Origin of the sequence: Corynebacterium urinipleomorphum (genome assembly GCF_900155535.1) — a bacterium.
GTDB classification, from domain to species: Bacteria; Actinomycetota; Actinomycetes; order Mycobacteriales; family Mycobacteriaceae; genus Corynebacterium; species Corynebacterium urinipleomorphum.
Genome location: NZ_LT706965.1, coordinates 687,433 through 713,610, shown reverse-complemented (window position 1 = coordinate 713,610; position 26,178 = coordinate 687,433). Strand labels below are relative to the sequence as shown.

Sequence of the window (26,178 nt, the reverse complement as noted above, 5' to 3'; positions counted from 1 at the left end):
GAGTCCTCGATGAGTCCTCTACGGGGCCGCTGTGTGCTCGGCGGGGTACCCCCGGGGACAACGTTTGTTTGACCCCGCATCCTCGTTTGACGGGGGCGGGGGAGCCGGGCTGTTCGTGGCGGACACGGTGAGGGATGCGGGGTTGCCACGATGATGCGGCGGTGGGAGACGAGCTGGGTGTGGGAGAATGGGCTCGTGCGAAAAGTTCTCATTTTGGGTTCCACTGGGTCGATCGGCACGCAGGCGTTGGAGGTGATCGCTGGGGCACCGGATCAGTTCACGGTTGTCGGTATCGCTGCTGGCGGGTCGGATCCTCAGGTTGTCATCGAGCAGGCGAGGGGGTGGGGGCTGAAGGGGGAGCAGGTGGGCGTCGCAAAGCGGGATGCCGCTGATGTCGTTGCGGAAGCTCTCGGCGAACCTGTGCGCGCGGGTGCGGATGCTGCGGAAAAGCTGGTGCGCGACACGGATGCGGATGTGGTGCTCAACGCGCTGGTCGGTTCGCTCGGTCTCGCATCGACGTTGGCGGCGTTGGACAAGGGCGCCGTGCTGGCCCTGGCGAACAAGGAGTCGCTGGTAGCCGGCGGCGACCTGGTCACCGCGCGCGGCGGCCAGATCGTGCCCGTCGACTCCGAGCACTCCGCGATGGCGCAGTGCCTCCGTGCGGGGCGTGCCGAGGACGTCGACCGTTACGTGCTCACTGCCTCGGGCGGGCCGTTCCGGGGCTGGACGCGCGAACAAATGTGGGACGTCACCCCTGAGCAGGCCGCCGCGCACCCCACATGGTCGATGGGACAGATGAACACGCTGAATTCCGCGACGATGGTGAATAAAGGCCTTGAGCTGATTGAGGCGACGCTGCTGTTCGGCATTTCCCCGGACATCATCGATGTGGTGGTGCACCCGCAGTCGATCGTGCACTCGATGGTGACGTTCGTGGACGGCGCCACGATCGCGCAGGCGTCCCCGCCGTCGATGAAGATGCCGATCGCGCACGCGCTGGCGTGGCCGGGGCGTGTCGGCGGCGCTCAGCCCGCGCTGGATTTCCGCGACGCGATGGACTGGCGTTTCGAGCCCCTCGACGAACACTCCTTCCCTGCGGTGAAGCTCGCGCGCGAGGTCGCGGCGGCGCGAGGCACGTTCCCGGCGGTGTACAACGCGGCGAACGAGGAAGCGGCGGCGGCGTTCCTTGCGGGGCGCATCAAGTTCCCGCAGATCGTGGACATCGTGGGTGAGGTGCTGGATTCGGCGTCGGATTTCGCGGTGGTACCGTCGTCGTTCGACGAAATCGTCGAGGTGGAGACGCAGGCAAGAAAGCGTGCGAATTCGCTTATCGACGCCACCTCCTAGCCAGGAAGACCTCCACACCCCATGGGAGCTTTTGTTTTAGGCATCGTGCTGTTCGCGCTGTGCATCGCGTTGTCGATTGCGCTGCACGAGGCCGGGCACATGCTCACTGCGAAGGCGTTCGGGATGCGGGTGCGCCGCTTCTTTCTCGGCTTCGGCCCGACGCTGGTGTCTGCCAAGAGGGGCGAGACCGAGTACGGCATTGCCGCGCTACCGTTCGGCGGGTTCTGCGATATCGCCGGCATGACCGCGATGGACCCGCTGACACCGGAGGAAGAACCGCGCGCGATGTACCGCAAGCCCTGGTGGCAGCGGGTGGCGGTGATGTGCGGCGGCATCGTGATGAACCTGCTGCTGGGCTTCATGGTGATCTACCTGCTGGCGGTGTCGGCGGGGATCCCGAACCCGTACGCGGACCGCACGCCGACCGTCGGGGAGCTGTCGTGCACCTCGGACCAGATCGACGAGACATCGCTTGCCGAGTGCTCCGGCGACGGTCCCGCAGCCGCCGCCGGTGTGCGCCCGGGTGACCGTGTCCTCACCGTCGACGGTGGGGAGCTGCAGTCGTTCGTGGAGCTGCGCGACTACGTTCTCGAGCGTCCGGGGGAGACCATCGTGCTCGGTGTGGAGCGCGGTGGGCCCGGTGGTGGGAACAATCAGCCCGAGTTCGTTGAGATCCCGGTGCACGTCGACGAGGTCACCCGCCTCGGTGCGGACGGTCAGCCGTACACCGCAGGCGCGGTGGGCATGGGCAGCGCGCCGGTCGTTGACGCGATGAAGCGCTTCGGCCCCGTCGAAGCTGTTCCCGCGGCGGGGCGCTTGTCCGGCGAGATGATCTCGGCGAGTGTTGAGGGCCTCATCGCGTTCCCGGGCAAGATCCCCGGGGTGGTCAGCGCGATTTTCGGAGGCGAACGCGACGTGGAGGGCCCGATCAGTGTGGTCGGTGCGTCACGCGCTGGCGGCGAGCTGGTGGAGCAGAACCAGTGGAGCATCTTCTTCTCTCTGCTGGCCTCGCTGAACTTCTTCCTCGCGCTGTTCAACCTCGTGCCGCTGCCGCCTCTCGACGGCGGACACATCGCCGTCGTCCTCTACGAAGCCGTCCGCGACCGGATCCGCCGTCTCCGCGGTCTGCCGCCGGGCGGGCCGGTGAATTACGAGAAGCTCATGCCGCTGACCTACACCATGGCGGCGCTGCTCCTCGGTGTCGGTGTCTTGGTGATCATCGCGGATGTGACCAACCCTGTCCGGTTGTTCGGGTAGGGGTTGGGGGGCGCGGTGGACGTCGATAAGCGTGCGAGCGCGGTGATAATCTAGGCGCTATGAATCAACCTATCGGTTTGGGCATTCCGGAAGGGCCGCCGCCGACGCTCGCTCCGCGTCGCAAGACCCGCCAGCTTTTCGTCGGTGACGTGGGGGTCGGCTCCGACCACCCGATTTCTGTGCAGTCGATGACCACGACGAAGACGCACGACATCAACGCCACGCTGCAGCAAATCGCGCAGCTGACGGCGACGGGTTGCGACATCGTGCGTGTCGCGTGCCCGAAGACGGTGGATGCGGAGGCGCTGCCGGCGATCGCGAAGAAGTCGCCGATCCCGGTCATCGCGGACATCCACTTCCAGCCGAAATACATCTTCGCGGCTATCGACGCTGGCTGCGCCGCCGTCCGCGTCAATCCCGGCAACATCAAGGAATTCGACGGCCGCGTCAAAGAGGTGGCGAAGGCGGCTGGTGACGCGGGCATCCCGATCCGCATCGGCGTCAACGGTGGCTCGCTGGACAAGCGCCTGCTGGAGAAATATGGCAAAGCCACCCCGGAGGCGCTCGTCGAATCCGCGATCTGGGAGGCGGGTCTCTTCGAGGAGCACGGATTCGGCGACATCGCCATCTCCGTGAAGCACTCCGACCCCGTGCTGATGGTGGAGGCTTACCGCCAGCTCGCCGAGAAGACGGACTACCCGCTGCACCTGGGCGTGACCGAGGCGGGCCCGAAGTTCATGGGCACCATCAAGTCCTCGGTGGCCTTCGGCGCACTGCTTTCGGAAGGCATCGGTGACACCATCCGTGTGTCCCTGTCCGCCGACCCAGTGGAGGAGATCAAGGTCGGCGACCAGATCCTCCAGTCGCTCAACCTGCGTCCGCGCAAGCTCGAGATCGTCTCGTGCCCGTCGTGCGGCCGTGCGCAAGTCGACGTGTACAAGCTCGCCGAGGAGGTCACCGCCGGCCTCGAGGGCATGGAGTACCCGCTGCGCGTCGCGGTGATGGGCTGCGTCGTCAACGGCCCGGGCGAGGCACGCGACGCGGACCTAGGTGTTGCGTCCGGCAACGGCAAGGGCCAGATCTTCGTCAAGGGCGAGGTCGTGGAGACCGTGCCGGAGTCGAAGATCGTGGAGACCCTCATCGCGCACGCCGAGCGCATCGCCGAGGAGGAAGGCCTCGAGGAGATCGAGGGAGCACGCGCGGAGGTCAAGGTTACAAAGTAGAACTCGCGGGTTCTACGTGTGGCAGCGTCGGGCAACCGCCCGGTGCTGCTATTTTTACGCCCATGAAAACTCGGCTTTCGGCGCTCTTCGCGGTCCTGGCTATCGCGCTGGGTGCCGTCGCGTGCACGCCGAAGCCGAACCCCGCGGAGCCCGTCGCGAGCTCGTTCTTGGAAGCGCTGGAAAGCTTCGACTACGGCAAAATGGCAGAGCTTGTCGACGACTCCGCGAAAGCCTCCGACTCCCTGGAGACCTCTGTCGGCGGACTGCAGGCGGAGGGGGTCACTGCGACGCTTAACAACGTCGACCAGCGGGAGAATCTCGCCACAGCGCACTACACGCTCGACTGGCAGCTGCCGCGCGAGAGGCATGTGCGTTACGACGCCTCCATGACTCTCACACAGCAAAACGACGATTGGACAGTGCGCTGGCAACCGTCGATCCTGCACCCGCGGCTGGGGGCGAATCAGCACTTGGAACTTCGGCCGGTGCCGGCAGAGCAGGCGAGCGTTGTGTCGTCGGACGGGGTGGCGCTGCTCAGTCCCGGCGTGGCGTACCGCTTACTGGTGGATACCAGCGCTGTGGGGGTCACGGCGGACACCGCCGCGGCAATTTCTAACGCGTTGGCCGTGGCCCACGATCAGGACCCGGCGGTACCCACGCGCGGTGCGGGGGACTTGGAAAAGCAGCTGAAGAATGCTTCCGGGGTGTATTCCGTCGCGATGGTTCCGCTCACCTCGCGCGAGGCCATCGAAGGGGCGGTCGGCGGGCTGAGTGGCGTGCGACTCAACGAGGAAGCAGCGATGGTTGCCGACGACGCCAGCTTCGCCCCCGACATCATGGCGCGCATCGGCGAAGAAGTCCGCGCAGATCTCGAGGGCGACGCCGGATGGAAGGTCGCGATCGTCAACGAGAACGGCAACGAGCTCGAAGATGTTGAGCTCCACGAGGCAGCACCTTCGCCCTCCATCACCGTGAGCCTTTCCCACAAGGTGCAAACTGCCGCCGAAAAAGCGCTCGAACCCATCAACGGGCAGAAAGCCATGATCGTGGCCATCCGTCCGTCGACTGGAGAGATTCTCGCCGTCGCCCAGACGAAAGCAGCGGACGAAGACGGCAACACCGCCATGATGGGGCAGTACCCGCCCGGCTCGACGTTCAAGATTCTGACGTCGTTCGCGGGCGTCGATAAGCAAGGCCTTTCTTCTGAATCCATCGTGCCGTGCCCGAGAACCATGGACATCTACGGGCGCACCGTGACCAACTACGCCGGCTTCGGGCTGGGCAGCGTCCCGCTGCAGACGGCGTTCGCACGTTCCTGCAACACGACGTTCGCCGACATCTCGACCAAACTCGCTCCCGGCGAACTGAAAGCTGTGGGCAAGCAATTCGGCCTCGGCGTCGACTACGACATCGCTGGACTCGACTCGCTGACCGGATCCATCCCCGAAGGCGAAGAACCGCTCGACCGCACCGAAGCCGGCTACGGCCAGGGCCTCGACCTTGCATCGCCGTTCGGCATGGCCCTCGTCTCCGCCACCGCAGCCCATGGATCCACTCCGCTGCCGTACCTCATCGCTGGACGCGACACCACCCCGAGCGAGAAAGCGCCGGCGCCTGATCCGCGCGCAATCGAGCAACTGCAGGGCATGATGAAGGCCGTCACCAGCCCCGGTGGAACAGCCTCCGGCATGAGCGCCGGCGGCGACATTCGCGGCAAGACCGGCGAGGCCGAGATCAACGGCGGGTCCCACTCCTGGTTCACCGGCTACCGCGACGACGACATCGCCTTTGCCACCCTCATCGTCCTCGGCGGCGGGTCCGAAGCCGCCGTCGCGGTCACCGACGCGATGCTGCGCAACATCGACGAAGCCGGTGCGCCGAAGCCGCAGCAGCCTTAGACGCACTCTGCAGGTGCCCGGAGCCGGATTCGGCGGCGAGGGGACGAGGACTAGCATGGTGCGCATGAATACTCGCGGAAAACTGACCCCCGGAAAACCCACGCCGATTCGCACGGTTCCCGAGACTATCGAGCGCCCCGAGTACGCTTGGAAGGACGAAGTCCAGGAGAACGTCGGTGAGCCGCTGATCCAGACGGCGGAGACCATCGAGAAGATGCGCGAAGCCTCCCGAATCGCCGCCAACGCTCTCGAAGCCGCCGGTGCCGCGGTCGCCCCCGGTGTGACCACCGACGAGATTGACCGCATCGCCCACGAGTACATGCTGGACCACGGGGCGTACCCGTCCACTCTCGGGTACCGCGGTTACACCAAGTCCTGCTGTGTCTCGCTCAACGAGATCGTCTGCCACGGAATCCCCGACACCACCGTGATCACAGACGGCGACATCTGCAACATCGACGTCACCGCCTACAAGAACGGCGTCCACGGCGACACCAACGCGACCTTCCTCGCCGGCGATGTCGCCGAGGAGAACCGTCTGCTCGTTGAGCGCACCAAGGAAGCCACCATGCGCGGTATCCGCGCAGCCAAGCCCGGCCGCCAGATCAACGTCATCGGCCGCGTCATCGAGTCCTACGCCAAGCGGTTCGGATACAACGTAGTCACCGACTTCACCGGGCACGGCGTGGGCACGACCTTCCACAACGGGCTCGTGGTGCTGCACTACGATTCCGACGCTTACACCGACGTCCTCGAACCCGGCATGACTCTCACGATTGAACCGATGATCAACATTGGCTCTCTCGACTACGACATCTGGGACGACGGATGGACTGTGCAGAACCGCGACGGCGAATACACCGCCCAGTTCGAGCACACCATCGTGATCACCGACGACGGGAACGAGATTCTCACTATTCCCGATTCGCAGCGTTAACACCCTGGGGCTCCAACGCGGGCAGGAGTGAGCACAGGTGCTCGAGGGGTGAGCGCAGTCTTGAACAACTTTCGGGCGCGGAACACCGCCCTCGCTGTCAGCGTCCGAACAGGAGGGTCATAGCACCGAACGGGTGAACCTTATTGGCCACCGGGAATCCCCGCGGGGAGCACCACACCGGTGAACCCCGAATGTTCTTGATTCGTCCGCGATGGTTCCGGTCCGGGTCGTCGTCGTTAGTCCGGTTGTGATACCTGCACAGCGGTGCCAAATTCGCCATGTTCGTGGGGCCGCCCCGCGACCACGCTTCGACGTGGTGGATTTCGCAATTATCCGAGGTTTGGCGACAGTCTGGAACGGGGCACGTGGTTGACGTTGCTCTTGCCAGGTCACGCTGTTTCTGGTTGGCGAATCGTTTGGTGTGGTAGAGATTGACGGCGCCGTGCTGGGGATGGAACGTGGCCACTTCGAGCTCCTCGCCGTAATGTTCAGCGAGAAACTCTGCGCCCGTCATCGTCGTGCCGTCGGTGAGACCCAGAACAGTTTCATCCCCGTCACCATTCAGTATGTCGATGTAAGACGGATACGGGATGAGAATCATCGGCCGTGGAATAGCGGGGGAGACAGTGGAATGGGGAGGGACAGCAGGTTCGTTGCTTTCCCCATTTCGGAGGCCGAGAATCTCAAGCAGGGCATCCACCATCTGCGGACCCGCGGGCCGATCCGCGGAAACGTGTCGGTTTAGCGCGAATTCGAGAGCCGCCATGTCACGCTCAGGGGCCATGACGCGCATTGGGCGCATTCTGCCCCGAGACCTGCCGAAGGCCATGGTTTTTCGCGGAGCGGGAGCCTTCTTTTCAGGCACGATGTCATCGGCTTTGCATTTCAGCGTGGTGAAATTGCCCCGGATGCTGAGTAAGCGGAAACGCAGGGCCCATTTTTCGCGCTCGACGGTGATGTGCTTGATGCGGAATTCGATGAGATAGAGCTGGTCGCTGGTGAACCCGCTCCTTTGGGCTGCTTCTCTGGCTTGTTTTTGCTTCCGGGTCCACTTCGTGGGGCCGAAATAGGTGTTGTGGACCGTTTCCCATTTCTTGACCGTGGCAGTGTCGAGACCCGCGTCGATGGCTTCCTGGGAGTCGAAGTACTCCAGGAAGTCAATCGGGTTCTTCAGCGACCCGAGCACTGCGGTGAAAGGGTTCATGGTTTTCAACCTAAACACCGCCGTCCCCGGTGGAAAGGGGGTGTCTACTGGAGTAGACACTACGCCCTGGGTGTCCTTCAGTAGTCAGGGAAGTCGAGGTCGAGGCCGAGGATGGCGTTCTCGGTGACCTCAGCAAGCGCAGGGTGCGTCCAGTACTGACGGCGGGCGACGTCGCGCAGATCGAGGTTGAACGCCAACACAGTGACCATTTGCTGGATCAATGTGGACGCCTGCGGTCCCATGTAGTGCGCGCCGAGCAACCTCGCGGTCTTTTTGTCGGCAATCAGCTTGACGACGCTCCCTTGGTCCTCCAGCGCCCACCCGTATGCGACATCGCCGTAGTTCTGGATCTTGGTGGTGACGTCGTAGCCGGCCTCGCGAGCTTGCTCCTCCGTCAGACCCACGGTGGCGAGCTGCGGGTACGTGAACACGGCGGACGGGACGTGGTCGTGCGGCATGGGCACCATGTCGGATGTGCTGGTGGCACCGGGGGCACCGGAGGCATCGCGTGCGCCAGCGGCCTGGAGGACGTTGTGGCGGACAGCTCGTAGCTCGGCGTTGGCGACATGCTTGAGCATGTAGGGGGAGGAGACGTCGCCGAGCGCCCAGATTCCGTCGGCGGTGGTGCGACCGTAATCGTCGACGACGATACGCCCGTTGTCGTGCATGTCCACACCAGCGGCAGCGAGGTTCATGCGGTCGCCGTTGGGGACACGCCCGGTGGCGACGAGGAGGGCGGAGGAGGTGAGGGAGGTGCCGTCGTCAAGGGTGAGCGTGACGCTGTTGTCGTCGTGGGACGCGCTGGACACCATGCGCCCGATGTGCGTTTCGTAGCGGGGCGCGACAAGCGCGTTGAAGCGGTCGTGAATGTCGGCGTCGAGGTGGCGCATGAGCGGGGAGCGGTTGACGATGCGCACGTGGGTGCCCAGCGACTGGAAGACGTGGGCGAATTCCATGGCGATGAAACCGCCGCCGAGGATCGTGATGGATTCGGGCTGCTCCGGCAGGCGCATGACATCTTCGTTGGTGAGGTACGGCACGCCGGATTCGGCGATGACCGGAGGGATGAAGGGGCGCGAACCGGCGGCGATGATGATGGTGTCGCCGGTGATCTCCACGTCCTCGCCGTCCAGAGTCGTCGACAGAGTTTTGGGGCCGGTGAACTGCGCGTGGCCGCGGAAAAGAGTGATGTTGGGGCACTCGTCCCCGCGGCGGTACTCTTCGCCGCCACGCGAGATGATGTCCACGCGGTGCCCGAAGACGCGGTCGACGATGGCGGGCCAGTCGGCGCCTTCGAAGGTGGTGTGGATGCCCAGGCGCTCCGACGTCGCGGCGGAGTGCGCAGTGTCAGCCGCGACCACGTACATCTTGGTGGGGATGCAGCCGGAGTTCAGGCACGTGCCGCCGAAGCGGGGGGCTTCCTCGATGATGGCGATGCTGGCGTCGTCGAATTCCGGGGTGGGAAACGAGTTCCCGGAGCCGGAGCCGATGATGATGTAGTCGAAGTGCATGGTCTAGCTTTCTGCGGTTGGGGTGGTCGCGAACGATGCCAGCCACTCGTCAGCTGCGGCGAAGGCGAGGTGGCGTGCGTGCGGCTGGGACAGGAATACGTCGTGCAGAGCGCCGGGGATCGGGCGGGTCTCGTTGGCGGCGGAGCTGAGCTGCGGTGCCCAGTGCTGGATCTGTTCGACGTCCAGGACAGTGTCGGCCGTGTCGGCGGCGGGGGAGTACGGCTTGCCCAAGTATGAGTGGGTGGAGCACAGGGTGAGGGTGGGCACGGCGGCGTCGGTGGTGGCATCGTGAAGCGTGCTTTGCCCCTCAAGGATAGCGTTGAGCCATCCCACGTACTTGTCGTGGCCGCCGAGCCGCTTTTTCTCGGTGTCGAAATCCCAGCTTCCGTGCAGCCCTTTATATATGGACTCGCCGTACGTGGACTCGCCGGAGATAGGCAACTTCAGGTTGGGCGCGATTTTCGCAGCAAGCTTGACGACGGGCCGCAGCACCTTCACCTGCCACTCCGCCACCTGCATGTCCACCCACGGGCTGTTGAGAATCATCCCGGCGACCTGCGCGTGGGTCTCGGGATCGTTCCGGCGGATGTGGTCGAGCCACAACGGGACAATGAGCCCGCCTGTGGAGTGCGGCAGAGGGATCACCGCGCCGTGTTTAGCGGCGATGAGGTTGGTGACTTTGGTCAGCTCGTCGTAGTAGGTGGCCATGTCGTTGGTGTGGTGCCAGCGCTGGCCGTCGCGGTGGGCGCGGCCGCACTTGTGCAGGTCCACGGCGTAGAACGGGTAGCCCTGCGCGGTGAAGTGCTCGGCCACGTGCGTCTGGAAGAAATAGTCCGACATTCCGTGTACCCAGAGCAGCGCGGGTTTGCCGGTGGGCGCGTCGTCGCCGGCTTTGACTAGCACAGCCACGTTTTCTCCCTCACCGTCCGGATCCGGACCGAGGGGGATGGTGGCTCGCCGGTAACTTTCGCCGAGCTGGTCGGTGGTCCATTCAAGGTCGTCGATGGGGAGGGGAGTGCTGGCGTTGTCTTTTGTGGATTTCATGGTCCTCCATCTTAGGGGTGGCCTTGAGGGGGTGGAGCCCGCACGGGAATGCGCGGTACCGCCTGAGTGAGGATTGTGGTTTTTGGGGGTATTCCTAGCGTTTAATGACAACGACAAATGCCGTGGAATGATTAGAGTAAGCTTCATCAGCATTACCCGATTATCGGATCGAAGAGGTCATTGAAAGTGTCAACACCGTATTCGCAGCAAAAAGCAGGCACAGGGAACGGAGACGAGGTTGATGTCCTCCTGATCGGCGCCGGCATTATGAGCGCCACCCTGGGTGCCATGATCCGTCAGCTGGAGCCGGAGTGGACGCAGCTGGTGTACGAGCGTCTCGACGGCCCTGCGCTCGAGTCCTCCTACCCGTGGAACAACGCCGGTACCGGTCACTCCGCTCTGTGCGAGCTGAACTACACGCCGGAGAAGAACGGCCGCATCGATGTCTCCAAGGCGCAGAACATCAACGAGAAGTTCCAGGTTTCGCGCCAGTTCTGGTCCCACCAGATCGAAGAAGGCGTGCTCACCGACCCGACCGAGTTCATTAACCCAGTCCCGCACGTCTCCTTCGCGCAGGGCGACGAGCAGATCGATTACCTCCGCCGCCGTTACGAGGCTCTGAGCGGCAACTACATGTTCCCGGACATGCAGTTCACCGATAACCGGGACGAGTTCGCTGAGAAGCTCCCGCTCATGGCCGCCGGCCGTGACTTCGACCGCGAGCACGTGGCTATCTCCTGGACCGACGCCGGCACCGATGTCAACTACGGTGCGCTGTCCAACCAGTTCTTCGACCACGCCAAGCAGGCCGGCACCGAGATCCGTTACGGCCACGAGGTGCAGAGCCTGAAGAAGAAGGGCAAGTTCTGGCACGTCAAGGTGAAGAACCTGCACACCGGCGACACCCTGGTGACTCGCGCTCGCTTCGTCTTCGTCGGCGCCGGTGGCTACGCCCTCGATCTGCTGCGTTCCGCGAGCGTGCCGGAGGTCCGCGGTTACGCAGGCTTCCCCATCTCGGGTGCATGGCTGCGCTCCACCAACCCGGAGCTGGTGGAGAAGCACCAGGCGAAGGTCTACGGCAAGGCCAAGGTCGGTGCTCCGCCGATGTCCGTGCCGCACCTGGACCTGCGTGTCGTGGACGGCAAGCAGTCCCTCCTCTTCGGCCCGTTCGGCGGCTGGACTCCGAAGTTCCTGAAGGAAGGCTCCTACCTGGACCTGTTCAAGTCGATCCGCCCGGACAATATTCCGTCCTACCTGGGCGTCGCGGCAACCAACTTCGACCTGGTGAAGTACCTGGTCGAGGAGGTGTTCAAGTCCTTCGACAGCCGTGTCGACGACCTGCGCGACTACATGCCGTCCGCAGAGAACAAGGACTGGGAAGCCGTCATCGCGGGCCAGCGCGTCCAGATCATCAAACCGGCTGCGCCGCCGCACTTCGGCTCCCTGGAGTTCGGCACCGCGCTGGTCAACGACCAGGACGGTTCCATCGCGGGTATTCTCGGCGCGTCGCCTGGCGCATCCATCGCCCCGGCAGCGATGCTGGAGCTTCTGGAGCGTTGCTTCGGCGAGCGCATGATCGAGTGGGGCCCGAAGCTCTACGACATGATTCCGACGTACGGCAAGTCTCTCAAGCGCCACCGCGACCTGTACGACCAGCAGTGGGAGTACACGCAGCGCGTGCTCAAGCTGGAGCAGTAAAAAGCGCTACGTTCCGCAGAACGTAACGTAGGGGGCATCCCCCTCGGGCTCGGCCATCCAGGCCGGGCCCGCTTTTGCGTTGTAGGGGTCCGTCACAGCGGCGAGAAGTTCCCGGTAGGCATCCAGATCCCCGCTCTGCTCCGCAGTCGTGATCGCCGCGTCGAGCATCTGGTTGCGTGGCACGAACACCGGACCGCTGTGGTGTTCGCGGTTGTGGGTGGTGATGTCGTCTGCCCGCCCGAGCTCTTCGGGGTCCGGGATGTGGGTGGACCACGCGCGGTTCCACACAGGCTCGATCTCCGACAGGACTTCGCGCATGGCGTCGGCGTTGCTCTCGGGCAGCAGAGCTTCCGCGAGGCGGGTGAGGTTCCACGCCATGATGTCGGGCTGATTGCCGAACGCGTAGCGGTGTCCGGTGTCGATGGACGAGTAGCAGGCGTCGCCGCGGAAGCACTCGGTGAAAGCGCATGGCCCGTAGTCGATGGTCTGACCGGACAGTGCGGTGTTGTCGGTGTTCATCACGCCGTGGACGAAGCCGAGGCGCATCCATTGCGCCACGAGGTCCAGCTGGCGCTCCATCACGGTGCTCAGTAGGTCCTCTGGGGTGTCGAACCCGGCGGCCCCGATCACGGCGGAGACCAGTTCCGGCGATTGCGTCGCGGCGTACTGCACCGACCCGACGCGCAAGTGGCTGCTTGCCACGCGCACGACCACGCCGCCGGGCACCGGACCCTGCTGCCGTAGTACAGTCTCGCCGGTGGTGAGCACGGCCAACGACCGGGTCGTGGGCACGCCGACGGCGTGCATGAACTCGCTGACCAGGTACTCGCGCAGCATCGGGCCAAGTGCTCCGCGGCCGTCCGAGCCCGGCTTGGAGAACGGGGTGGGGCCCGATCCCTTCAGCTGGATTTCTGCGCGGCCGTCCGGGCCGGGGAGGTCGCCGAGGAGGAGGGCGCGGCCGTCTCCAAGCAAGGGCACGAACTGGCCGAACTGGTGTCCTGCGTACGCGGTTGCGTGCCCGCCGTGTGTGCCCGTGAGCCAGCGGAGGCCGTCATCGCTGCGCAGCCACCCGCAATCGAGGCCGAGGGATTCGGCGAGCGGCTCGTTGAGCACCACGAGCTGCGGGTCGGGGAAGTCGGCGCCGCGCGCTTCGACCGCCATGGACGGCAGCGTGTCGGCGAAGGTGTGGGCGAGGTTCGGATGCGGCATGGCCACCACCCTAGACTTGGTGACCATGAACGGAAGTGTGACTCTTGTCGGCGGCGGCCCCGGCGCGTGGGACCTGATCACCGTTCGCGGGCTCCGCGCGCTGGAGGCCGCGGATGTGATCCTCACGGACCACCTGGGGCCGACGGATCAGCTGGATCAATTCTTGGACACGGACGGCAAGGAGATCGTCGATGTAGCGAAGCTGCCGTACGCGAAGCAGGTGGCGCAGGAGCGGATCAACGAGCTCCTGGTCGCCCACGCCCGCGACGGCAAGCGCGTCGTGCGGCTCAAGGGCGGGGACCCGTACGTGTTCGGCCGCGGCTTCGAGGAGCTCGCGGCGTGCGCGGAGGCGGGCGTGCCGTGCGAGGTCGTGCCGGGCGTGACCAGTGCGGTGTCGGTTCCCGCGGCTGTCGGGATCCCCGTGACGCAGCGCGGCGTGACGCATTCCTTCACTGTCGTGTCGGGGCACCTCGCACCGGAGGATCCGCGCTCGCTCGTCGACTGGGAGGCACTCGCGAAGGTTGGCGGCACAATCGTGGTGATCATGGGTGTGCGCCAGGTCCACGGAATCACGGCTGCGCTGCAGCGGGTCCTGCCGGCCACGACACCGGCGTCGATCATCCAGGACGGGGAGACCGCGCGGCAGCGGTCCTTCCGGACGAGCCTCGCCGACCTGGCCGACCTCATGGACCGCGAAAACGTGAGCAACCCCGCCGTCTACATCATTGGGGAGGTCGCAGGTCTTGCGCACGCTGGATAGCCTCATCGCGGACACGGCGCTTGTCCGCGCCTCTGCAACCACCCTCATCTGCCACGACCCCACCCTGGACCTCACGCGTACCGCCCTTGCCGCCGGCGGGCCGGTGGTGTTCCTGGATTCGGACTTTGCGCGCAGCCAAGAGGCAGCCGCACTCGGAGCTGTGGTGGCTGGCGATGTGCGCCTGGACTCGTTCTTAGCCGGATCTTCTGGCGCGGCCGTTGCTGTCGGGGAGATGCCGAAGTCGTTGGCCCGTCTGGACTATCTGGCGCGCTCGATCGCAGGTGCCGGGTACACGGACGTGCGGGTGGTCCTCGGCGCGAACAATAAGCACTTGTCGCGCGGAATGAATGCAGTGCTGGGGGAGTCCTTCGATGACGTATCGGCCTCGCTCGGCCGCGGCAAGTTCCGTTGTCTCGTGGCGTCCGGTCCGCGCGGGGTGGCCTACGAGCCGGTGCGCGGCGATGGTCTCGTCGCTATCGGCGGCGTGTTCTCCGGTGCGAAGCCCGACCGCGGCGGGGAGCTCCTGCGCTCGTGCCTGCCGGCGGAACCAGGGCGGTTGCTCGACCTTGGCTGCGGAAACGGTTCGGTCACCCGCGGTCTGGGAGGGGTGGCCACCGATTCCGACGCGGACGCGGTGCTCTCCGCCCGCGCCATCGGCATGGAGGCGACGTGGGACGATGCCGGATCGCAATTTGCCGATGCGTCCTTCGACACCATCGCGCTCAACCCGCCGTTCCACGACGGGACCACGGTGGACGCCACGCTCGTGCAGCAGCTTCTCGACGCCGCCGTGCGCCTCCTCACCCCCAGCGGCACGCTCTACTTGGTGCACAATTCTCACCTGCGCTACCGCGGGGAAGTAGAGCGACGCTTCAGTTCAGTGGAGCAGGTGGCGCGCGACAGGACGTTCACGGTCGTGCGGGCGACCCGCTGACCCGTTCTAGCCCAGCAGTTTCGGGAGGGCGCTGGCCGCGGTGTCCTCGACGACCACCTCGGCCAAATGAGACAGATCGGTGCGCATGGGGGTGACTTCGACGATGGGGATCTCGCGCGCGTGCGCCATGAGCGGCAGCCCGGCGGCGGGGTAGACCACGCCTGAGGTGCCCACGATCAATAGCGCGTCGGCCGTGCTCATGCGGCGCTCGGCCTCCGCCCACTCGTCTGTGGGGAGCGCTTCGCCGAACCACACCACTCCCGGACGGACCGGGCCGCCGCACACAGTGCAGGAGGGAGGAGTGATCTCTGCGACCGGCTCCTGGGGGAAGGGGATGGGGTGGGTAAAGGGGGCGTCGCAAAGCGAGCAGCGGAAGCTGAAAAGCGAACCGTGCAGATGAACGACGTCCTCGCTGCCCGCCCGCTCGTGCAGGTCGTCGATGTTCTGCGTGGTCACCGTCGTCTTCGGTGAGCGCGCGATGGCGATGTGGCCCGCGTTAGGCTCTGCTTGCTGCGCGAGCCGGGCGCGCCACAGGTACCACGCGAACATCGTCGCCGGGTCGTCGTGCCACGCGTCTGTTGACGCCATATCTTGCGGGTCCACGTTCTCCCACAGCCCCGTCTGCGCATCGCGGTACGTGGCGATACCGCTGTCAGCGCTCATGCCGGCACCGGTGAAGACCTCGATGTGCGAGGCGTTGGCGAGAATCTCCTGGGCGCGAGTGATGCTCATGGTTCCCAGGCTATGCGTTCGGCTGGGTGCGTGCTTCGGCGCTGAAAAATGGGAGCAACGAGTTGCGGAACGTCAACTTATTCGCTGCGGACGTCCGCGGTCCAGCAGATAATGTCCGAGATACGGCTGAGAAAATTCAACGAGGCCCCACCCGGCGGGAGAAATCAGATCGCGTTCGATGAGGCGGGCGCGAATGTCGGAAAGCGCCGTCGAGGGACGGCCGAGCTCCTCTGAGAGCGAGGACGAAGAGACTTCGTTCGAACCGGTTTCGGCCTCGATAGCAGCCATCGCCCGAAGGTATTCCATCTGTCGGGCAGGCACATCCCGCAAAGCTGGCTGGTGTACCTGAACCCCCAGCCGTTCGAGGGTGCGCGGAATTGCGTCCGACACTGAGTGGGCGTCGATACTGTCAGTGCCGAAAGCGTCGGCAGCTTCCCAAGATAGGAACCCCAGAAGCTGAACGAGGTAGGGGTAACCTTTGCTGAACTGAGCCGCGCGCTCAGCGTCTTCGAACGGCCTGCCACCGTCGCGGGCTGTATCAGAAAGAGCCGTGCGGGCGTCTTCCAACGTGAGAGGTCCGAGTTCGTAGTGACGGGCGCGCCGTAGGAACGTCGCCCCTGGAAGATCAAGGAGAGTGTTGATTCCGTGGGTGAGCCCGGCCATAGCGACGGCGACAGGCAAATCGTCGCGCACTAGATCCTGGTACGTCACGGCGACCTGGGTCAGATCCTCGGGGGAGGCGTCCTGCACTTCGTCGATGGTGATGAGCACGCCTGTAGCACGGAGATGTGAAAGGAGTTCGCGCAACTGAGTGGTGAGCCTGGGAACTGAGTCGGTGGTCTCCACATCGGTTCTCACCGACCCGATGCCAGCCACAGAAACCCCAGTGATGCGACGCTGCGGTGGAGGAGACAGACGGCGGATCGCTTCAGGGATCACAGATTGCATGAGTGATTCAGCAATCTGCTCCCGGGCTGAGGCACGCAGCACGACCCAGCCGTGCTGCGTCGCAATGTCTTCGAGTTCCGTGAGGAGCACAGTTTTTCCGATGCCACGCGATCCCGAGATCAAAAGAGAGCGGTCAGGGTTTCCAGCAGTCCCAGATAGTGCACGGTCGAAGTCGGTGAGCACTGTGGTGCGTCCTGCCCAGACGAGGGGGCTGGCTCCGAAGGTTGGGCGGAAGGGATTGTCCATGCTGGTCAGTGTAGCGCAACCGATAAACCGATAAATTCGCCTCGACCGATAAACCGATAAATTGCCGTGTGGTTCACAGTGTGCCCGCTCACGGAATGCGTGTGAACGTCTTCCTGTTTCAACTAGCCGATCTGTTCTTTGGTGTCGCAGTCGATCTTGGCGTACCGCCGGCCGTTTTTGTCCACGTTGTTCAGCGAATAATTCCCGCCGTAGGCGCGGCAGCCGGTGTAGGTGTCGGGGGCGTCGGCTGGCGCGGGCTGGTCCTGGGCTTCGCCAGGGGCGGGCGCGGCCTCGACGAGACATCCCGGATCGACGCCGAAAACCCCTTTTTGATCCGCCCGCGGGCCGGCCTCGGCAGCGAGGATCCGTTCGTAAAATTTCCGGTTCGGTTCGAACAGGACGGCGTGGGCGAATCCGTCGCGGACCATCCGCTCGTTGACGAAGTCGGTGCCTTTGAACACTCCGGCGAGCTCGCGGCCGTACCGGTCCTGTCGGTCCGCGTCGTATTCGAGCGTCACTTTTGTGCCTTCGGGCAGGAGCTCCTCAAGACGGTCCTTGGCTTCCTGAGCGAGGCACTCTTCAGGGGCACCGTCGTGGGCGAGCTCAGGGGCGTTGATATTGAGCAACCTCACCCGCTTGGTTCCCGACCAGGTGGACACGTCGACGGTATCGCCGTCGACGACGCACTCGACCGTCGTGCCGCTCCCCGCGACCACGGCTGCCGCAGCACCAGCACCCACGAGAATCACCGCGGCGATGCCTGCGATCCACTTCTTCATCGCTACTGCCTCCAGATGCCCGCGCTTAGAGAGCGAGGAACGGAACGACGCACACCGCGACGAGCAACACCACGACCACGAGCACGTACCGCTTCACCGGCGCATGTGCCCAGTTCAGGTCCACTTTGCCCTGGTTGAACGGAGACACCCACGTGACCATCGGGTCGTCGGGCGCGTTGTAAAAGCCCATCCCGGAACCTGCACCGAAATGCTTCTGGCGGGTGCGTTCCTCCTCGTCGGTGGGCATCGCCTCCATCTGCTTCGGCCAGCGGGAAAGTAGCACGAAAGTGTAGATCACCGCTGCAACGAGGCCGACACCCAGGACGACTAGCGAGGCCGTGCGGTACGACGCATACTCGGGGAAGACAAAGGTCAGCTCGAGCAGGCACATCGGCACGACGAGCGCCACCGCAATCCATGCCAGTGAACGGTCCGACACGCGCAATAGAGCTGCGGCTTTGTCGGCGGCGGAGTCCGAAAATGGGATTTCGGAGGTGGGGGAGACGGGGATTCGTCGATAAGCGATGCCCGGACGCGGAAGCGCCGCGAAGATGAGCGCCAGAAGCAGCAGCGAGTACCACGCGCCGAACGTCGCGGCGGGAAGGGACTTGGGCACCCAGCTGTCGACCTCGCCGGCCGGGCCGATGTGCGTGGGGATCTGCTCGGGCACCGCGTCGTAGCGCAGCACGATGACAGCGAACGTCAGCAGCGCCACGCCGAGCGCCACGCTGTACAAGGCACGTGAATTCACATGTCCACTGTAGTGGACACCACGAGACACCTGACCGCGACGGTGCAAGAATGGGTGCGGGGGAGAAAATGAACACAGACAAAGCAAGAGAGCTTATCGGGGCGTTAGTGTCCACTCGGGCGGCAGCTTCTGGAAATCGCGAACAAGGACGCCAAATCATTGAGGGGAACTCGTCGAGCTGTCTTCGAGGTGCGCTTTGCCGCGCGATCTCTATTCAGCGTTGGAAGCTTATGAACAGAAGTGGATCACCGTCGCCGCAGTAGCGGCCGGTGCGCCACGAGCGGTAGTGTGCGGTCGGTCAGCTGCACGACTGCTTGGGATGTGGGTGGTACCTCGCAAGGGGGAAAAGGTCGAACTCATGCTCCCCTCGGGAGCTTTGCCGCCGAAATCGAAATGGCCGCAAGGGGTTGTTTATTACCGCGACGGCTTCCTCGCCGACAACTTCGCGGAAGTCTACGGCATGCACATGACGACCTATGTGCGCACTGCCCTGCGACATCGCAGCACGTTACGGTTTTCTTGAAGGGCTCGTGGCCGTGGACTGGCTTTTGGGACACGGTGTAGTGACACGGAATCAGTTGCAGCTGGAAGTTCAGCGTATGCACGGACGGAAGGGAGTCGGGACGGTTCCAGAGGTAGTCCGTCATGCAATCGATTGCTCTGAGTCGCCTTACGAAAGCTATGCCCGGGGGCTTCTTATCGAGGCGGGCCTTGAGGTACGCGCGCAGGTGCAGATCGGGAGGTTTCGCGTTGACCTGCTCGTCGGACGGGTGATCGTCGAAGTGGACGGACAGGAAAAATACGACGGGGTCACCTACAAGCCGGTAGATGAGACATTGCGCTCGGGACGCGCACGGGAGAACCAGTTGCAGGACCGTGGTTATCTGGTGCGTCGTGTGTCGCCGCAGGCGCTCCGTCGCGATCCGCAGGGATTCGTGGAGCGGATCAGGCGCGCACTTGCTGTTTCGTAATGATCAAGGATCCGGCGTGTAACGGCGATCGAATAGCAGGTTTGCCTTTTGTGGTTTGCCTTTTGCGAATTTCCGGCTTCGGCGAACTGGGGTTTTGCGGCTCTCGACGTGCAAAAAGCAAACCACAAAAGGCAAACCTCCCTCAGCGCGCACGAGCACGCTTATCGACACCGCCCGCGCCCCCGGCCCCTCCTACACTACCAGGGTGAGCTGATTCGGGTCCTTGCTGTCCTCCCCGGGCAGTTCCGCGGTCATGCCGGCAGCCTCGGCGATTGCGGCGACCCCCTCGATGCCTCTCACCGAGTCCGCGTCGGGTGCGCTGGCCAGTACTCTCGCCAGCTCGCCCTTGTAGTGCTTGTTGAAGTGGCTGACCACCTTCCGGGACCCGTCGTCCTGCACCGACTCGACGCGGACGGTGACCGCGCCGGGCACTGGTCCGAGCTGTTGATACGCGCCGGAGCGCATGTCCACGATCAGTCCGCCGCCGAGGGCGGGGTCAGCCGCGGCGGCCAAGAGTGCGTCGGTGATGGCGGAACCCCAGCGGGCCTTCATGGTCGGTGCTGTGCCCTTCGCCCCCGTCTTTGACGGGGTGCCGCCGCCGCGAACCGGGAGCTTTGACCCGCCGGAGAGCCGGTACCGGGGGATGGTGTCGGTGCCGAGCACCACCCCGAACAGCGCGGACCCGATGGCGAGGTGGCCGATAGCGTCGTCTGAAAGGGTCGCGGCATTCAGGGCGTCGTACAGCACGCCGGTGTAGCGGTGGATGGCGGGCATGACGGGGGCCGAGCGCAACCCACGGTTCTCGGCCGCTTCTTCGCGCTTGCTCGCTGGGAGCTTGAGCGCGTCCATCATCTCGTCCACGTCGAGCGCGGCGAGGTCGTCCATGATGTCGGCGCGGATCGGGTCGAGGGAAGGAAACGACACGTCGATGCCGTCCATTTCCCCGCCGGGAGCCTTGGTTTCGGAGGGTGGGAGCACGATCAGCATGCCGTCAAAGCTACCGGGTAAACTCACCGGCATGATCACACGGTTGTCCACGCTGTTCCTGCGCACGTTGCGCGAAGATCCCGCCGATGCTGAGGTGCCCAGCCACAAGCTGCTGGTGCGCGCCGGGTATATCCGCCGCGCAGCGCCGGGCGTGTACTCGTGGCTGCCGCTGGGCTTGCGCGCGCTGCGCAACATCGAGGAGATCGTGCGCGAAGAGATGAACGCGATCGGCGCGCAGGAGTTGCTGTTCCCGGCGCTGCTGCCGCGCGAGCCGTACGAGGCGACGAACCGGTGGACGGAATACGGCGACGACCTGTTCCGTCTGAAGGACCGCAAGGGCGCCGACATGCTGCTGGGGCCGACGCACGAGGAGATGTTCACTGCGGCGGTGAAGGATCTGTACTCCTCGTACAAGGACTTCCCGGTCACGCTGTACCAGATCCAGACGAAGTACCGCGACGAGGCGCGTCCGCGTGCGGGTGTGCTGCGCGGCCGCGAGTTCGTGATGAAGGACAGCTACTCGTTCGACATGTCGGATGAGGGGCTCGACGAGTCGTACGCCAAGCACCGCGGTGCGTACCAGGCGATCTTCGACCGTGTGGGGTTGAAATACGAGATCTGCAAGGCGACGTCAGGCGCGATGGGCGGTTCCGCGTCGGAGGAATTCCTCGCGTACAGCGAGAACGGCGAGGACACGTTCGTCGTGTCCACTGCGGGCGATTTCGCGGCCAACGTTGAGGCTGTGGTCACTGTTCCGCCCGCGGAGCGCGCGATTGAGGGCCAGCCGGAGGCAGTCGTCCACGACACGCCGGCTTCGGAGACCATCGAGGCACTCGTCGAGTGGGCTCAGAGTGAGGGCGTGCTTATCGACGGCCGACCGGCCCAAGCCTCCGACACCCTCAAGTGCATGGTGGTGAAGATCAACGACCCCCGCCAGGTGGGCGAGGACGGCGAGCCAGTCGGGCCGCAGCTGGCTGGCGTGCTCATCCCGGGCGACCGTGAGCTGGACGAGAAGCGCCTTGAGGCATCTCTGGAACCGGCGACGTTCGAGCTGGCCAGCGAGGAGGACTTTGCGAAGAACCCGTTCCTGGTCAAGGGCTACGTCGGCCCGCGGGGCTTGGCGGCGAACGGCGTGAAGCTGTACGCGGATCCGCGTGTGGTGTCTGGCTCCTCGTGGATCACGGGCGCGGATGAGAAGCAGAAGCATGTTGTCGGGCTCGTGGCCGGCCGTGACTTCGAGGTGGACGAGTTCATCGAGGCCGCCGAGATCAAGGAGGGCGACCCGTCGCCGTCCGGCAACGGCACGGTGCAGCTCGCGCGCGGTATTGAGCTGGGCCACATCTTCCAGCTGGGCCGCAAGTACACCGAAGCGTTCGACGTGCAGATCCTCGATGAGAACGGCAAGCGCGCCGTGCCCACGATGGGGTCCTACGGCATCGGCATCACGCGCATGCTCGCCGTGATCGCGGAGCAGACCCACGACGACAAGGGGCTTGTGTGGCCGAAGGAGATCGCGCCGTACCAGGTGCACCTCGCCGTGGCCAACAAGGACGCCGCCGCGATGGAGGCAGGGGAGAAGCTCGTCGGCGAGTTCGAGGCCGCGGGAATCGACGTGCTTGTCGACGACCGCCCCAAAGTCTCCCCCGGCGTCAAGTTCAAGGATGCTGAGCTGCTGGGCATGCCCTTCATCGTGATCCTGGGCCGCGCCTTCGCCGACAGCATCATTGAGCTGCGCATCCGCGGCGGCGAGACCCTCGAGGTGCCCGCAGACCAGATCGTGGAGAAGGTCCAGGAGCTGGTCAACAGCTAGCTGGCTGAAAGGCTGGTCGCCGGTCGCGGCTCAACTGGCTTGCACGCCGGCTAGGCCCGTCACGCGGGTCCGCGCTGCGCGTGCGCGGCAAGGCGGATCGCGTCTTCGCGCCACTCAGTGGACTGGGCGTTGGCGGCTGTTCGACGCCACTTCTCGTTGACGCTAGCCTCGAGTTGCTTGACCAACGCAGCAGCCTCGGCCGGATTCGCAGGCTCGGTGTTGCCGGGCGTGAATTCGTAGCCGGGGGCGGGGGAGTCCCAGTCGGGGTGTTCCTCGCTGATGAGCGCACCGAGGGCCCGCACACGCTGGTCCGAGGCTTTTTTCAGTGCGGCGATGCGGTCCCGCAGGTCGGTGTCGGCGTGGGCGAGTGCGATATCGAGCCCGTACGAGAACGCGTTCTCCTCGGCCAGCATTGCGCGGACAGCCTCGAGGTCGTCCTCGTCGGTGACGGCGGAATCAGAGTCGGCATTGTCTTGGTCGGCGACGGGATCCAGTGTCACAGGCTCGAGAGCGAGCGCGTCGATGGCTTGGGCGATAACGAGGTCGACTGATTCGTCCGGCACCTTGTCAGCGGCCTCGACCGTGAGCGTCAGCAGCTCTTCCGCCTCGCCCGCTGCGGGCAGGTCGGTATCGCCATAAGTGACATCGCACGAGGATGGTACCTCGCCGGCATCGTTCGTTCCGCACAGTCGTCGTGCTTCGTCCTTGAGTTGCTCGGCGTGGAAAGCACGCATCTCGCTCCACTTGCCGTCGCCAAAGACCCTGTCGGCGGAGGCGTGCTGCGCCAGCGACATGATCTCCCCGTTGGCGCGCGGCCCGAAGACGTCGAGGGGAGAGCAGGCAGCCAACGGCGCGGCGAGGGCTGCGGTGAGGCAGGCGGCGAAGATACGGCTGGAGGATGTCACAGTGGGAGACTGTACCGCCCGCCGCACGCCCAACCCGTATGGTGGTGGCCATGGCATTTCCGGAAAGCGCAGAACTCGAGAACCTGATCCGTCCTGTCACCGACGCACGGGGGCTGGACATTGAGGCTGTGAAAACGGTCAAGGCGGGCAAGAAATCACAGGTGGTCGTCGCAGTAGCAGGCGATGAAGCGCCCACACTCGACCAGTTGGAGGAAGTCTCCAACGAGCTTTCCGAGCTTTTCGACGCCGCCGAGGACCGCGGCGACGTCAACTTCGGCGCCGGCTACACCCTCGAGGTGACCACTCCCGGAGTGGACCTCCCGTTGACGGAACCCCGCCATTGGCGACGCAACCGCGGCCGCCTGGTCACTGTAGGGGAAAAGAAGTACCGCGTCGGCGCACTGAGCGAGGCCGAAGACATCGTTGCGCTCATCGTTCCGGCCGAGAAGAAGAGCGGCGAGCCCGCAGTGGAACTCGCTCCCATTTCGTCCGTGTCCGGCGCGGTGGTAGAAATTGAGTTCAACGCTCCGCCAGCAAAAGAGCTCGAGCTGGCGGAGACAGACTTCAGCGGCGTTGAAGCTCTCGCGGACTCCGCAGAGGAGTAGACGCCCTGATAAACACTGAGAATCACCGAGAAACACTGCAAAATCGCTGCGAAGCAACCAGTACACCGAGCATCACCGAGCACGTAAGTAAGGACGACAAGTGAATATCGACATTGCTGCGCTTGAAGGGATCGAGAAGGAAGCGGGCATCCCGGTCGACGATCTGTTGACCACCATCGCCACCGCTTTGCTGAGTGCGTACCGCGAATCACGCGAAGAAAGTGGCCCTCTCGGCCGCGGTGGGGCACAGGCTAACTCGGCGGACGTGGTCGATTCGAAGGCGCGTGTGGACATTGACACTGAGACTGGACAGGTCGCAGTGTTGGTGAGCGAATTCGATGAGGACGGCAACGTCATCTCCGAGTATGACGACACCCCGGTGAATTTCTCGCGTGTGGGTGCGCTTGCGGTGCGCGAAGCCATCATCAAGCGCATGCGCTCCGCGGAAGCGACCCGCGCTTTCGACGAGTACTCCGGTCTGGAGGGCAAGGTCGTCTCCGGCATCGTACAGCGCGACGCGAACGCGAACGCCCGCGGCATCGTGGTGGTCCAGCTCGGTACCGAAGCCAACCCGCAGGACGGCATCCTGCTTCCGGCGGAGCAGATCCCGGGCGAGAAGCTCGAGCACGGCGACCGCATCAAGGCGTACGTGGTTGGCGTGACCACGGGGGACCGGAACACCACTGTCAACCTGTCACGCACGCACCCGGAGCTGGTCCGCGGCCTTTTCGCCCTCGAGGTGCCCGAAGTTGAAGACGGTTCCGTGGAGATCGTCGGCATCGCCCGCGAGGCTGGCCACCGCTCCAAGGTGGCGGTGAAGGGAACCGTGAAGGGCATCAACGCCAAGGGCGCGTGCATCGGCCCCAGGGGTGCCCGCGTGACCAACATCATGGAGGGGCTCAACGGGGAGAAGATCGATATTGTCGACTACTCCGACGACCCCGCCGTCTACGTGGGTAACTCCCTGGCGCCGTCGAAGGTGGTCAAGGTGGAGATCCTCAGCCTCGAGGACCAGACCGCGCGTGTGACAGTTCCGGACTACCAGCTCTCCCTGGCCATCGGCCGCGAAGGGCAGAACGCCCGCTTGGCGGCGCGACTGACCGGCTGGAAGATCGACATTCACTCCGACGCGGACCGTCCGGAATAAACCGTCCACTCGCGCGTTGAATATGCGTTGACAGCTCGGCCCCACGCCGCGCGCTGCCTAAGTGAACAACAAGTTACAAATCCGCGCGCCAATGGCGTATGGTTGATCCTTGGCTTCAATTCTGCCGAGGTGGCGGGGTGGGAGACGTCGATAAGCGAAAATGAGTAACCCGACACGAACCCGGACGTGCATAGCCACGCGCGAGGCGCGGCCGGACACTCAGCTTCTGCGCGTCGTCGTCGACCCCGACGATCCCACGCGGATCATCGCGGACCCGGGAAGGGGACTTCCTGGCCGCGGCGCGTGGATCACCCCCACCCTCGAAGCGTTTGAGCTGGCGGAGTCCCGCCGCGCCTTCGGGCGGGCCCTCCGGGTGTCCGCGAATGTGGATGCCAGCAATGTACGTGAGTACATCGCCGGTGAGAGTGAATCCTCGCCGGCGAACCGAAAGCAAGTAGTGAAAAGGACTAAAGAACTGATGAGTCTTCAACCATGAAGCAGAAAATGCATCAGCGATGAACGTCATGACCATCGTCTAGAGGTCATCCGCGTAGCCGCGGACTGTTGCCTCTAGCCCAACCACGAGGAGACAAGTGCCCGGAAAGCTACGCGTTCACGAACTGGCTAAACAGCTCGGCGTAACAAGTAAGGAATTGCTCGCCACCCTGAAAGAGGAAGGCGAGTTCGTTAAAACCGCTTCTTCCACCATCGAACCGCCGGTGGTGAAGAAGATGAAGGCGCTCTACGAAGAGCGCGGTGCCGGCGACGGCGCAAAGGGCGACAAGCCCGCTGCAGGGGCCAAGAAGCCTGCGCCGAAGAAACCGGCGGCCCCGAAACCTGCCGCGAAACCAGCGGCAAAGGACGCTACGAAGGACGAGGCCCCCAAGGCAAACGCACCGAAGCCTGGTGCGAAACAGCCTAGTGCGAAACCCGCGCCCAAACCGGCAGCTGCCAAGGATGCGCCGAAACCGGGTGCTGCCGGCACTGCAAGCCCGGCGCCAAAGCCGGGTGCCGCAGCAAAGCCGGGCCCGAAGCCCGCGCCGAAGGCTGCCCCGAAGCCGGGTGCGGACGCGGCCGACGGACGCGCGCCGAAGCCCGCCGCGCCAGGTCCGAAGCCTGCCGCGAAGCCAGGGCCCAAGCCGGGTGCAGAGGGTGGCTCCGCTATGCCGCGTCCTATGCCCAAGCCGGGCGGTCGCCCGCGTGTGGCCAACAACCCGTTCTCCTCGAACCAGGGCGGCCCGCGCCCGCAGCCGCGTCCCGGCGGCCGCGGTGGTG

The 26,178-nt window shown here is 64.7% G+C and carries 25 protein-coding genes; 15 read left to right on the top strand and 10 right to left on the bottom strand.

What is annotated here, in order from left to right; translation table 11 throughout:
* Positions 1-153 precede the first annotated feature (153 nt).
* From dxr to map, 5 genes are all read left to right on the top strand, one after another.
* On the top strand, positions 154-1,347 hold the full coding sequence (dxr, locus tag CZ338_RS10545; protein WP_087118268.1) for a 1-deoxy-D-xylulose-5-phosphate reductoisomerase: 1,194 nt from the start codon (positions 154-156) through the stop codon (positions 1,345-1,347).
* A gap of 21 nt (positions 1,348-1,368) precedes the next feature.
* Positions 1,369-2,604, top strand: a complete 1,236-nt coding sequence (locus CZ338_RS10540) for a M50 family metallopeptidase (protein WP_087118142.1) — start codon at positions 1,369-1,371, stop codon at positions 2,602-2,604.
* A 59-nt stretch (positions 2,605-2,663) separates the two neighbouring features.
* Positions 2,664-3,827 carry a flavodoxin-dependent (E)-4-hydroxy-3-methylbut-2-enyl-diphosphate synthase gene (ispG, locus tag CZ338_RS10535; protein WP_087118141.1) on the top strand — a complete coding sequence of 388 codons (1,164 nt, stop codon included), beginning with the start codon at positions 2,664-2,666 and terminating at the stop codon, positions 3,825-3,827.
* Between the two features lie 62 nt (positions 3,828-3,889).
* Positions 3,890-5,725: a penicillin-binding transpeptidase domain-containing protein gene (locus CZ338_RS10530; protein WP_087118140.1), complete on the top strand. Its 1,836-nt coding sequence runs from the start codon at positions 3,890-3,892 to the stop codon at positions 5,723-5,725.
* A gap of 64 nt (positions 5,726-5,789) precedes the next feature.
* On the top strand, positions 5,790-6,662 hold the full coding sequence (map, locus tag CZ338_RS10525; protein WP_087118267.1) for a type I methionyl aminopeptidase: 873 nt from the start codon (positions 5,790-5,792) through the stop codon (positions 6,660-6,662).
* A gap of 97 nt (positions 6,663-6,759) precedes the next feature.
* Here map and CZ338_RS10520 read toward each other — a convergent pair whose 3' ends face one another.
* From CZ338_RS10520 to CZ338_RS10510, 3 genes are all read right to left on the bottom strand, one after another.
* Positions 6,760-7,866 carry an HNH endonuclease signature motif containing protein gene (locus CZ338_RS10520; protein ID WP_087118139.1) on the bottom strand — a complete coding sequence of 369 codons (1,107 nt, stop codon included), beginning with the start codon at positions 7,864-7,866 and terminating at the stop codon, positions 6,760-6,762.
* A gap of 77 nt (positions 7,867-7,943) precedes the next feature.
* Entirely contained in the window at positions 7,944-9,377 is a 1,434-nt protein-coding gene (mtr, locus tag CZ338_RS10515; RefSeq protein WP_087118138.1) for a mycothione reductase, read from the bottom strand.
* 3 nt (positions 9,378-9,380) lie between these two features.
* Complete coding sequence (locus CZ338_RS10510; RefSeq protein ID WP_087118137.1) at positions 9,381-10,421, bottom strand: serine aminopeptidase domain-containing protein; 1,041 nt, start codon at positions 10,419-10,421, stop codon at positions 9,381-9,383.
* A 186-nt stretch (positions 10,422-10,607) separates the two neighbouring features.
* Here CZ338_RS10510 and mqo point away from each other — a divergent pair, with 186 nt between their 5' ends.
* The gene (mqo, locus tag CZ338_RS10505) at positions 10,608-12,119 is read left to right on the top strand and encodes a malate dehydrogenase (quinone) (RefSeq protein ID WP_268875434.1); all 1,512 of its coding nucleotides are present in this window, start codon (positions 10,608-10,610) and stop codon (positions 12,117-12,119) included.
* A 6-nt stretch (positions 12,120-12,125) separates the two neighbouring features.
* Here the strand turns inward: mqo and CZ338_RS10500 are convergent, their stop codons facing one another.
* A complete protein-coding gene (locus CZ338_RS10500; protein WP_087118266.1) occupies positions 12,126-13,328 on the bottom strand; it encodes a protein adenylyltransferase SelO family protein in 1,203 nt (400 codons plus the stop codon).
* A gap of 25 nt (positions 13,329-13,353) precedes the next feature.
* Here CZ338_RS10500 and cobA point away from each other — a divergent pair, with 25 nt between their 5' ends.
* Both cobA and CZ338_RS10490 read left to right on the top strand, forming a co-directional pair.
* On the top strand, positions 13,354-14,088 hold the full coding sequence (cobA, locus tag CZ338_RS10495) for a uroporphyrinogen-III C-methyltransferase (protein ID WP_087118265.1): 735 nt from the start codon (positions 13,354-13,356) through the stop codon (positions 14,086-14,088).
* The gene (locus CZ338_RS10490) at positions 14,072-15,022 is read left to right on the top strand and encodes a class I SAM-dependent methyltransferase (protein WP_087118135.1); all 951 of its coding nucleotides are present in this window, start codon (positions 14,072-14,074) and stop codon (positions 15,020-15,022) included. The genes cobA and CZ338_RS10490 overlap by 17 nt, the downstream gene beginning before the upstream one ends.
* Before the next feature lie 6 nt (positions 15,023-15,028).
* On the opposite strand, the gene CZ338_RS10485 is transcribed toward CZ338_RS10490, so the two are convergent.
* The 4 genes from CZ338_RS10485 to CZ338_RS10470 form a co-directional block, all read right to left on the bottom strand.
* Positions 15,029-15,763, bottom strand: a complete 735-nt coding sequence (locus tag CZ338_RS10485) for an NAD-dependent deacylase (RefSeq protein WP_407919381.1) — start codon at positions 15,761-15,763, stop codon at positions 15,029-15,031.
* A 63-nt stretch (positions 15,764-15,826) separates the two neighbouring features.
* A complete protein-coding gene (locus CZ338_RS10480) occupies positions 15,827-16,948 on the bottom strand; it encodes an ATP-binding protein (RefSeq protein WP_087118133.1) in 1,122 nt (373 codons plus the stop codon).
* Between the two features lie 122 nt (positions 16,949-17,070).
* On the bottom strand, positions 17,071-17,727 hold the full coding sequence (locus tag CZ338_RS10475; protein WP_087118132.1) for a thermonuclease family protein: 657 nt from the start codon (positions 17,725-17,727) through the stop codon (positions 17,071-17,073).
* 25 nt (positions 17,728-17,752) lie between these two features.
* Positions 17,753-18,478, bottom strand: coding sequence for a DUF1648 domain-containing protein (locus tag CZ338_RS10470; protein WP_162287333.1), 726 nt, complete (start codon positions 18,476-18,478; stop codon positions 17,753-17,755).
* Between the two features lie 196 nt (positions 18,479-18,674).
* On the opposite strand from CZ338_RS10470, the gene CZ338_RS10930 reads away from it, so the two are divergent.
* Positions 18,675-19,001 (top strand): hypothetical protein, encoded by a 327-nt coding sequence (locus CZ338_RS10930; protein WP_162287332.1) that lies wholly within the window; start codon positions 18,675-18,677, stop codon positions 18,999-19,001.
* 40 nt (positions 19,002-19,041) lie between these two features.
* Complete coding sequence (locus CZ338_RS10465; RefSeq protein ID WP_162287331.1) at positions 19,042-19,449, top strand: endonuclease domain-containing protein; 408 nt, start codon at positions 19,042-19,044, stop codon at positions 19,447-19,449.
* 192 nt (positions 19,450-19,641) lie between these two features.
* Here the strand turns inward: CZ338_RS10465 and yaaA are convergent, their stop codons facing one another.
* Entirely contained in the window at positions 19,642-20,436 is a 795-nt protein-coding gene (gene yaaA, locus CZ338_RS10460) for a peroxide stress protein YaaA (protein WP_087118129.1), read from the bottom strand.
* A 31-nt stretch (positions 20,437-20,467) separates the two neighbouring features.
* Between yaaA and CZ338_RS10455 the strand changes: the two genes are divergently transcribed.
* Positions 20,468-22,246 (top strand): proline--tRNA ligase, encoded by a 1,779-nt coding sequence (locus tag CZ338_RS10455; RefSeq protein WP_087118264.1) that lies wholly within the window; start codon positions 20,468-20,470, stop codon positions 22,244-22,246.
* Between the two features lie 59 nt (positions 22,247-22,305).
* Here CZ338_RS10455 and CZ338_RS10450 read toward each other — a convergent pair whose 3' ends face one another.
* A complete protein-coding gene (locus CZ338_RS10450; protein WP_143341305.1) occupies positions 22,306-23,151 on the bottom strand; it encodes a DUF4439 domain-containing protein in 846 nt (281 codons plus the stop codon).
* A 50-nt stretch (positions 23,152-23,201) separates the two neighbouring features.
* On the opposite strand from CZ338_RS10450, the gene rimP reads away from it, so the two are divergent.
* The 4 genes from rimP to CZ338_RS10430 form a co-directional block, all read left to right on the top strand.
* Positions 23,202-23,756, top strand: coding sequence for a ribosome maturation factor RimP (gene rimP, locus CZ338_RS10445; RefSeq protein ID WP_087118127.1), 555 nt, complete (start codon positions 23,202-23,204; stop codon positions 23,754-23,756).
* Positions 23,757-23,856: 100 nt separating this feature from the next.
* The gene (nusA, locus tag CZ338_RS10440) at positions 23,857-24,903 is read left to right on the top strand and encodes a transcription termination factor NusA (RefSeq protein ID WP_087118126.1); all 1,047 of its coding nucleotides are present in this window, start codon (positions 23,857-23,859) and stop codon (positions 24,901-24,903) included.
* A 160-nt stretch (positions 24,904-25,063) separates the two neighbouring features.
* On the top strand, positions 25,064-25,399 hold the full coding sequence (locus CZ338_RS10435; protein ID WP_087118125.1) for a YlxR family protein: 336 nt from the start codon (positions 25,064-25,066) through the stop codon (positions 25,397-25,399).
* A 97-nt stretch (positions 25,400-25,496) separates the two neighbouring features.
* A partial coding sequence (locus CZ338_RS10430) for a translation initiation factor IF-2 N-terminal domain-containing protein (protein ID WP_204211921.1) occupies positions 25,497-26,178 on the top strand: 682 nt, incomplete at its 3' end.

Excerpts from the sequence above, each read along its gene's own strand:
- dxr (WP_087118268.1), top strand. The coding sequence starts at position 154 with ATGCGGCGGTGGGAGACGAGCTGGGTGTGGGAGAATGGGCTCGTGCGA.
- CZ338_RS10540 (WP_087118142.1), top strand. The coding sequence starts at position 1,369 with ATGGGAGCTTTTGTTTTAGGCATCGTGCTGTTCGCGCTGTGCATCGCG.
- ispG (WP_087118141.1), top strand. The coding sequence starts at position 2,664 with ATGAATCAACCTATCGGTTTGGGCATTCCGGAAGGGCCGCCGCCGACG.
- CZ338_RS10530 (WP_087118140.1), top strand. The coding sequence starts at position 3,890 with ATGAAAACTCGGCTTTCGGCGCTCTTCGCGGTCCTGGCTATCGCGCTG.
- map (WP_087118267.1), top strand. The coding sequence starts at position 5,790 with ATGAATACTCGCGGAAAACTGACCCCCGGAAAACCCACGCCGATTCGC.
- CZ338_RS10520 (WP_087118139.1), bottom strand. The coding sequence starts at position 7,866 with ATGAACCCTTTCACCGCAGTGCTCGGGTCGCTGAAGAACCCGATTGAC.
- mtr (WP_087118138.1), bottom strand. The coding sequence starts at position 9,377 with ATGCACTTCGACTACATCATCATCGGCTCCGGCTCCGGGAACTCGTTT.
- CZ338_RS10510 (WP_087118137.1), bottom strand. The coding sequence starts at position 10,421 with ATGAAATCCACAAAAGACAACGCCAGCACTCCCCTCCCCATCGACGAC.
- CZ338_RS10500 (WP_087118266.1), bottom strand. The coding sequence starts at position 13,328 with ATGCCGCATCCGAACCTCGCCCACACCTTCGCCGACACGCTGCCGTCC.
- cobA (WP_087118265.1), top strand. The coding sequence starts at position 13,354 with ATGAACGGAAGTGTGACTCTTGTCGGCGGCGGCCCCGGCGCGTGGGAC.
- CZ338_RS10480 (WP_087118133.1), bottom strand. The coding sequence starts at position 16,948 with ATGGACAATCCCTTCCGCCCAACCTTCGGAGCCAGCCCCCTCGTCTGG.
- CZ338_RS10475 (WP_087118132.1), bottom strand. The coding sequence starts at position 17,727 with ATGAAGAAGTGGATCGCAGGCATCGCCGCGGTGATTCTCGTGGGTGCT.
- yaaA (WP_087118129.1), bottom strand. The coding sequence starts at position 20,436 with ATGCTGATCGTGCTCCCACCCTCCGAAACCAAGGCTCCCGGCGGGGAA.
- CZ338_RS10455 (WP_087118264.1), top strand. The coding sequence starts at position 20,468 with ATGATCACACGGTTGTCCACGCTGTTCCTGCGCACGTTGCGCGAAGAT.
- rimP (WP_087118127.1), top strand. The coding sequence starts at position 23,202 with ATGGCATTTCCGGAAAGCGCAGAACTCGAGAACCTGATCCGTCCTGTC.
- CZ338_RS10435 (WP_087118125.1), top strand. The coding sequence starts at position 25,064 with ATGAGTAACCCGACACGAACCCGGACGTGCATAGCCACGCGCGAGGCG.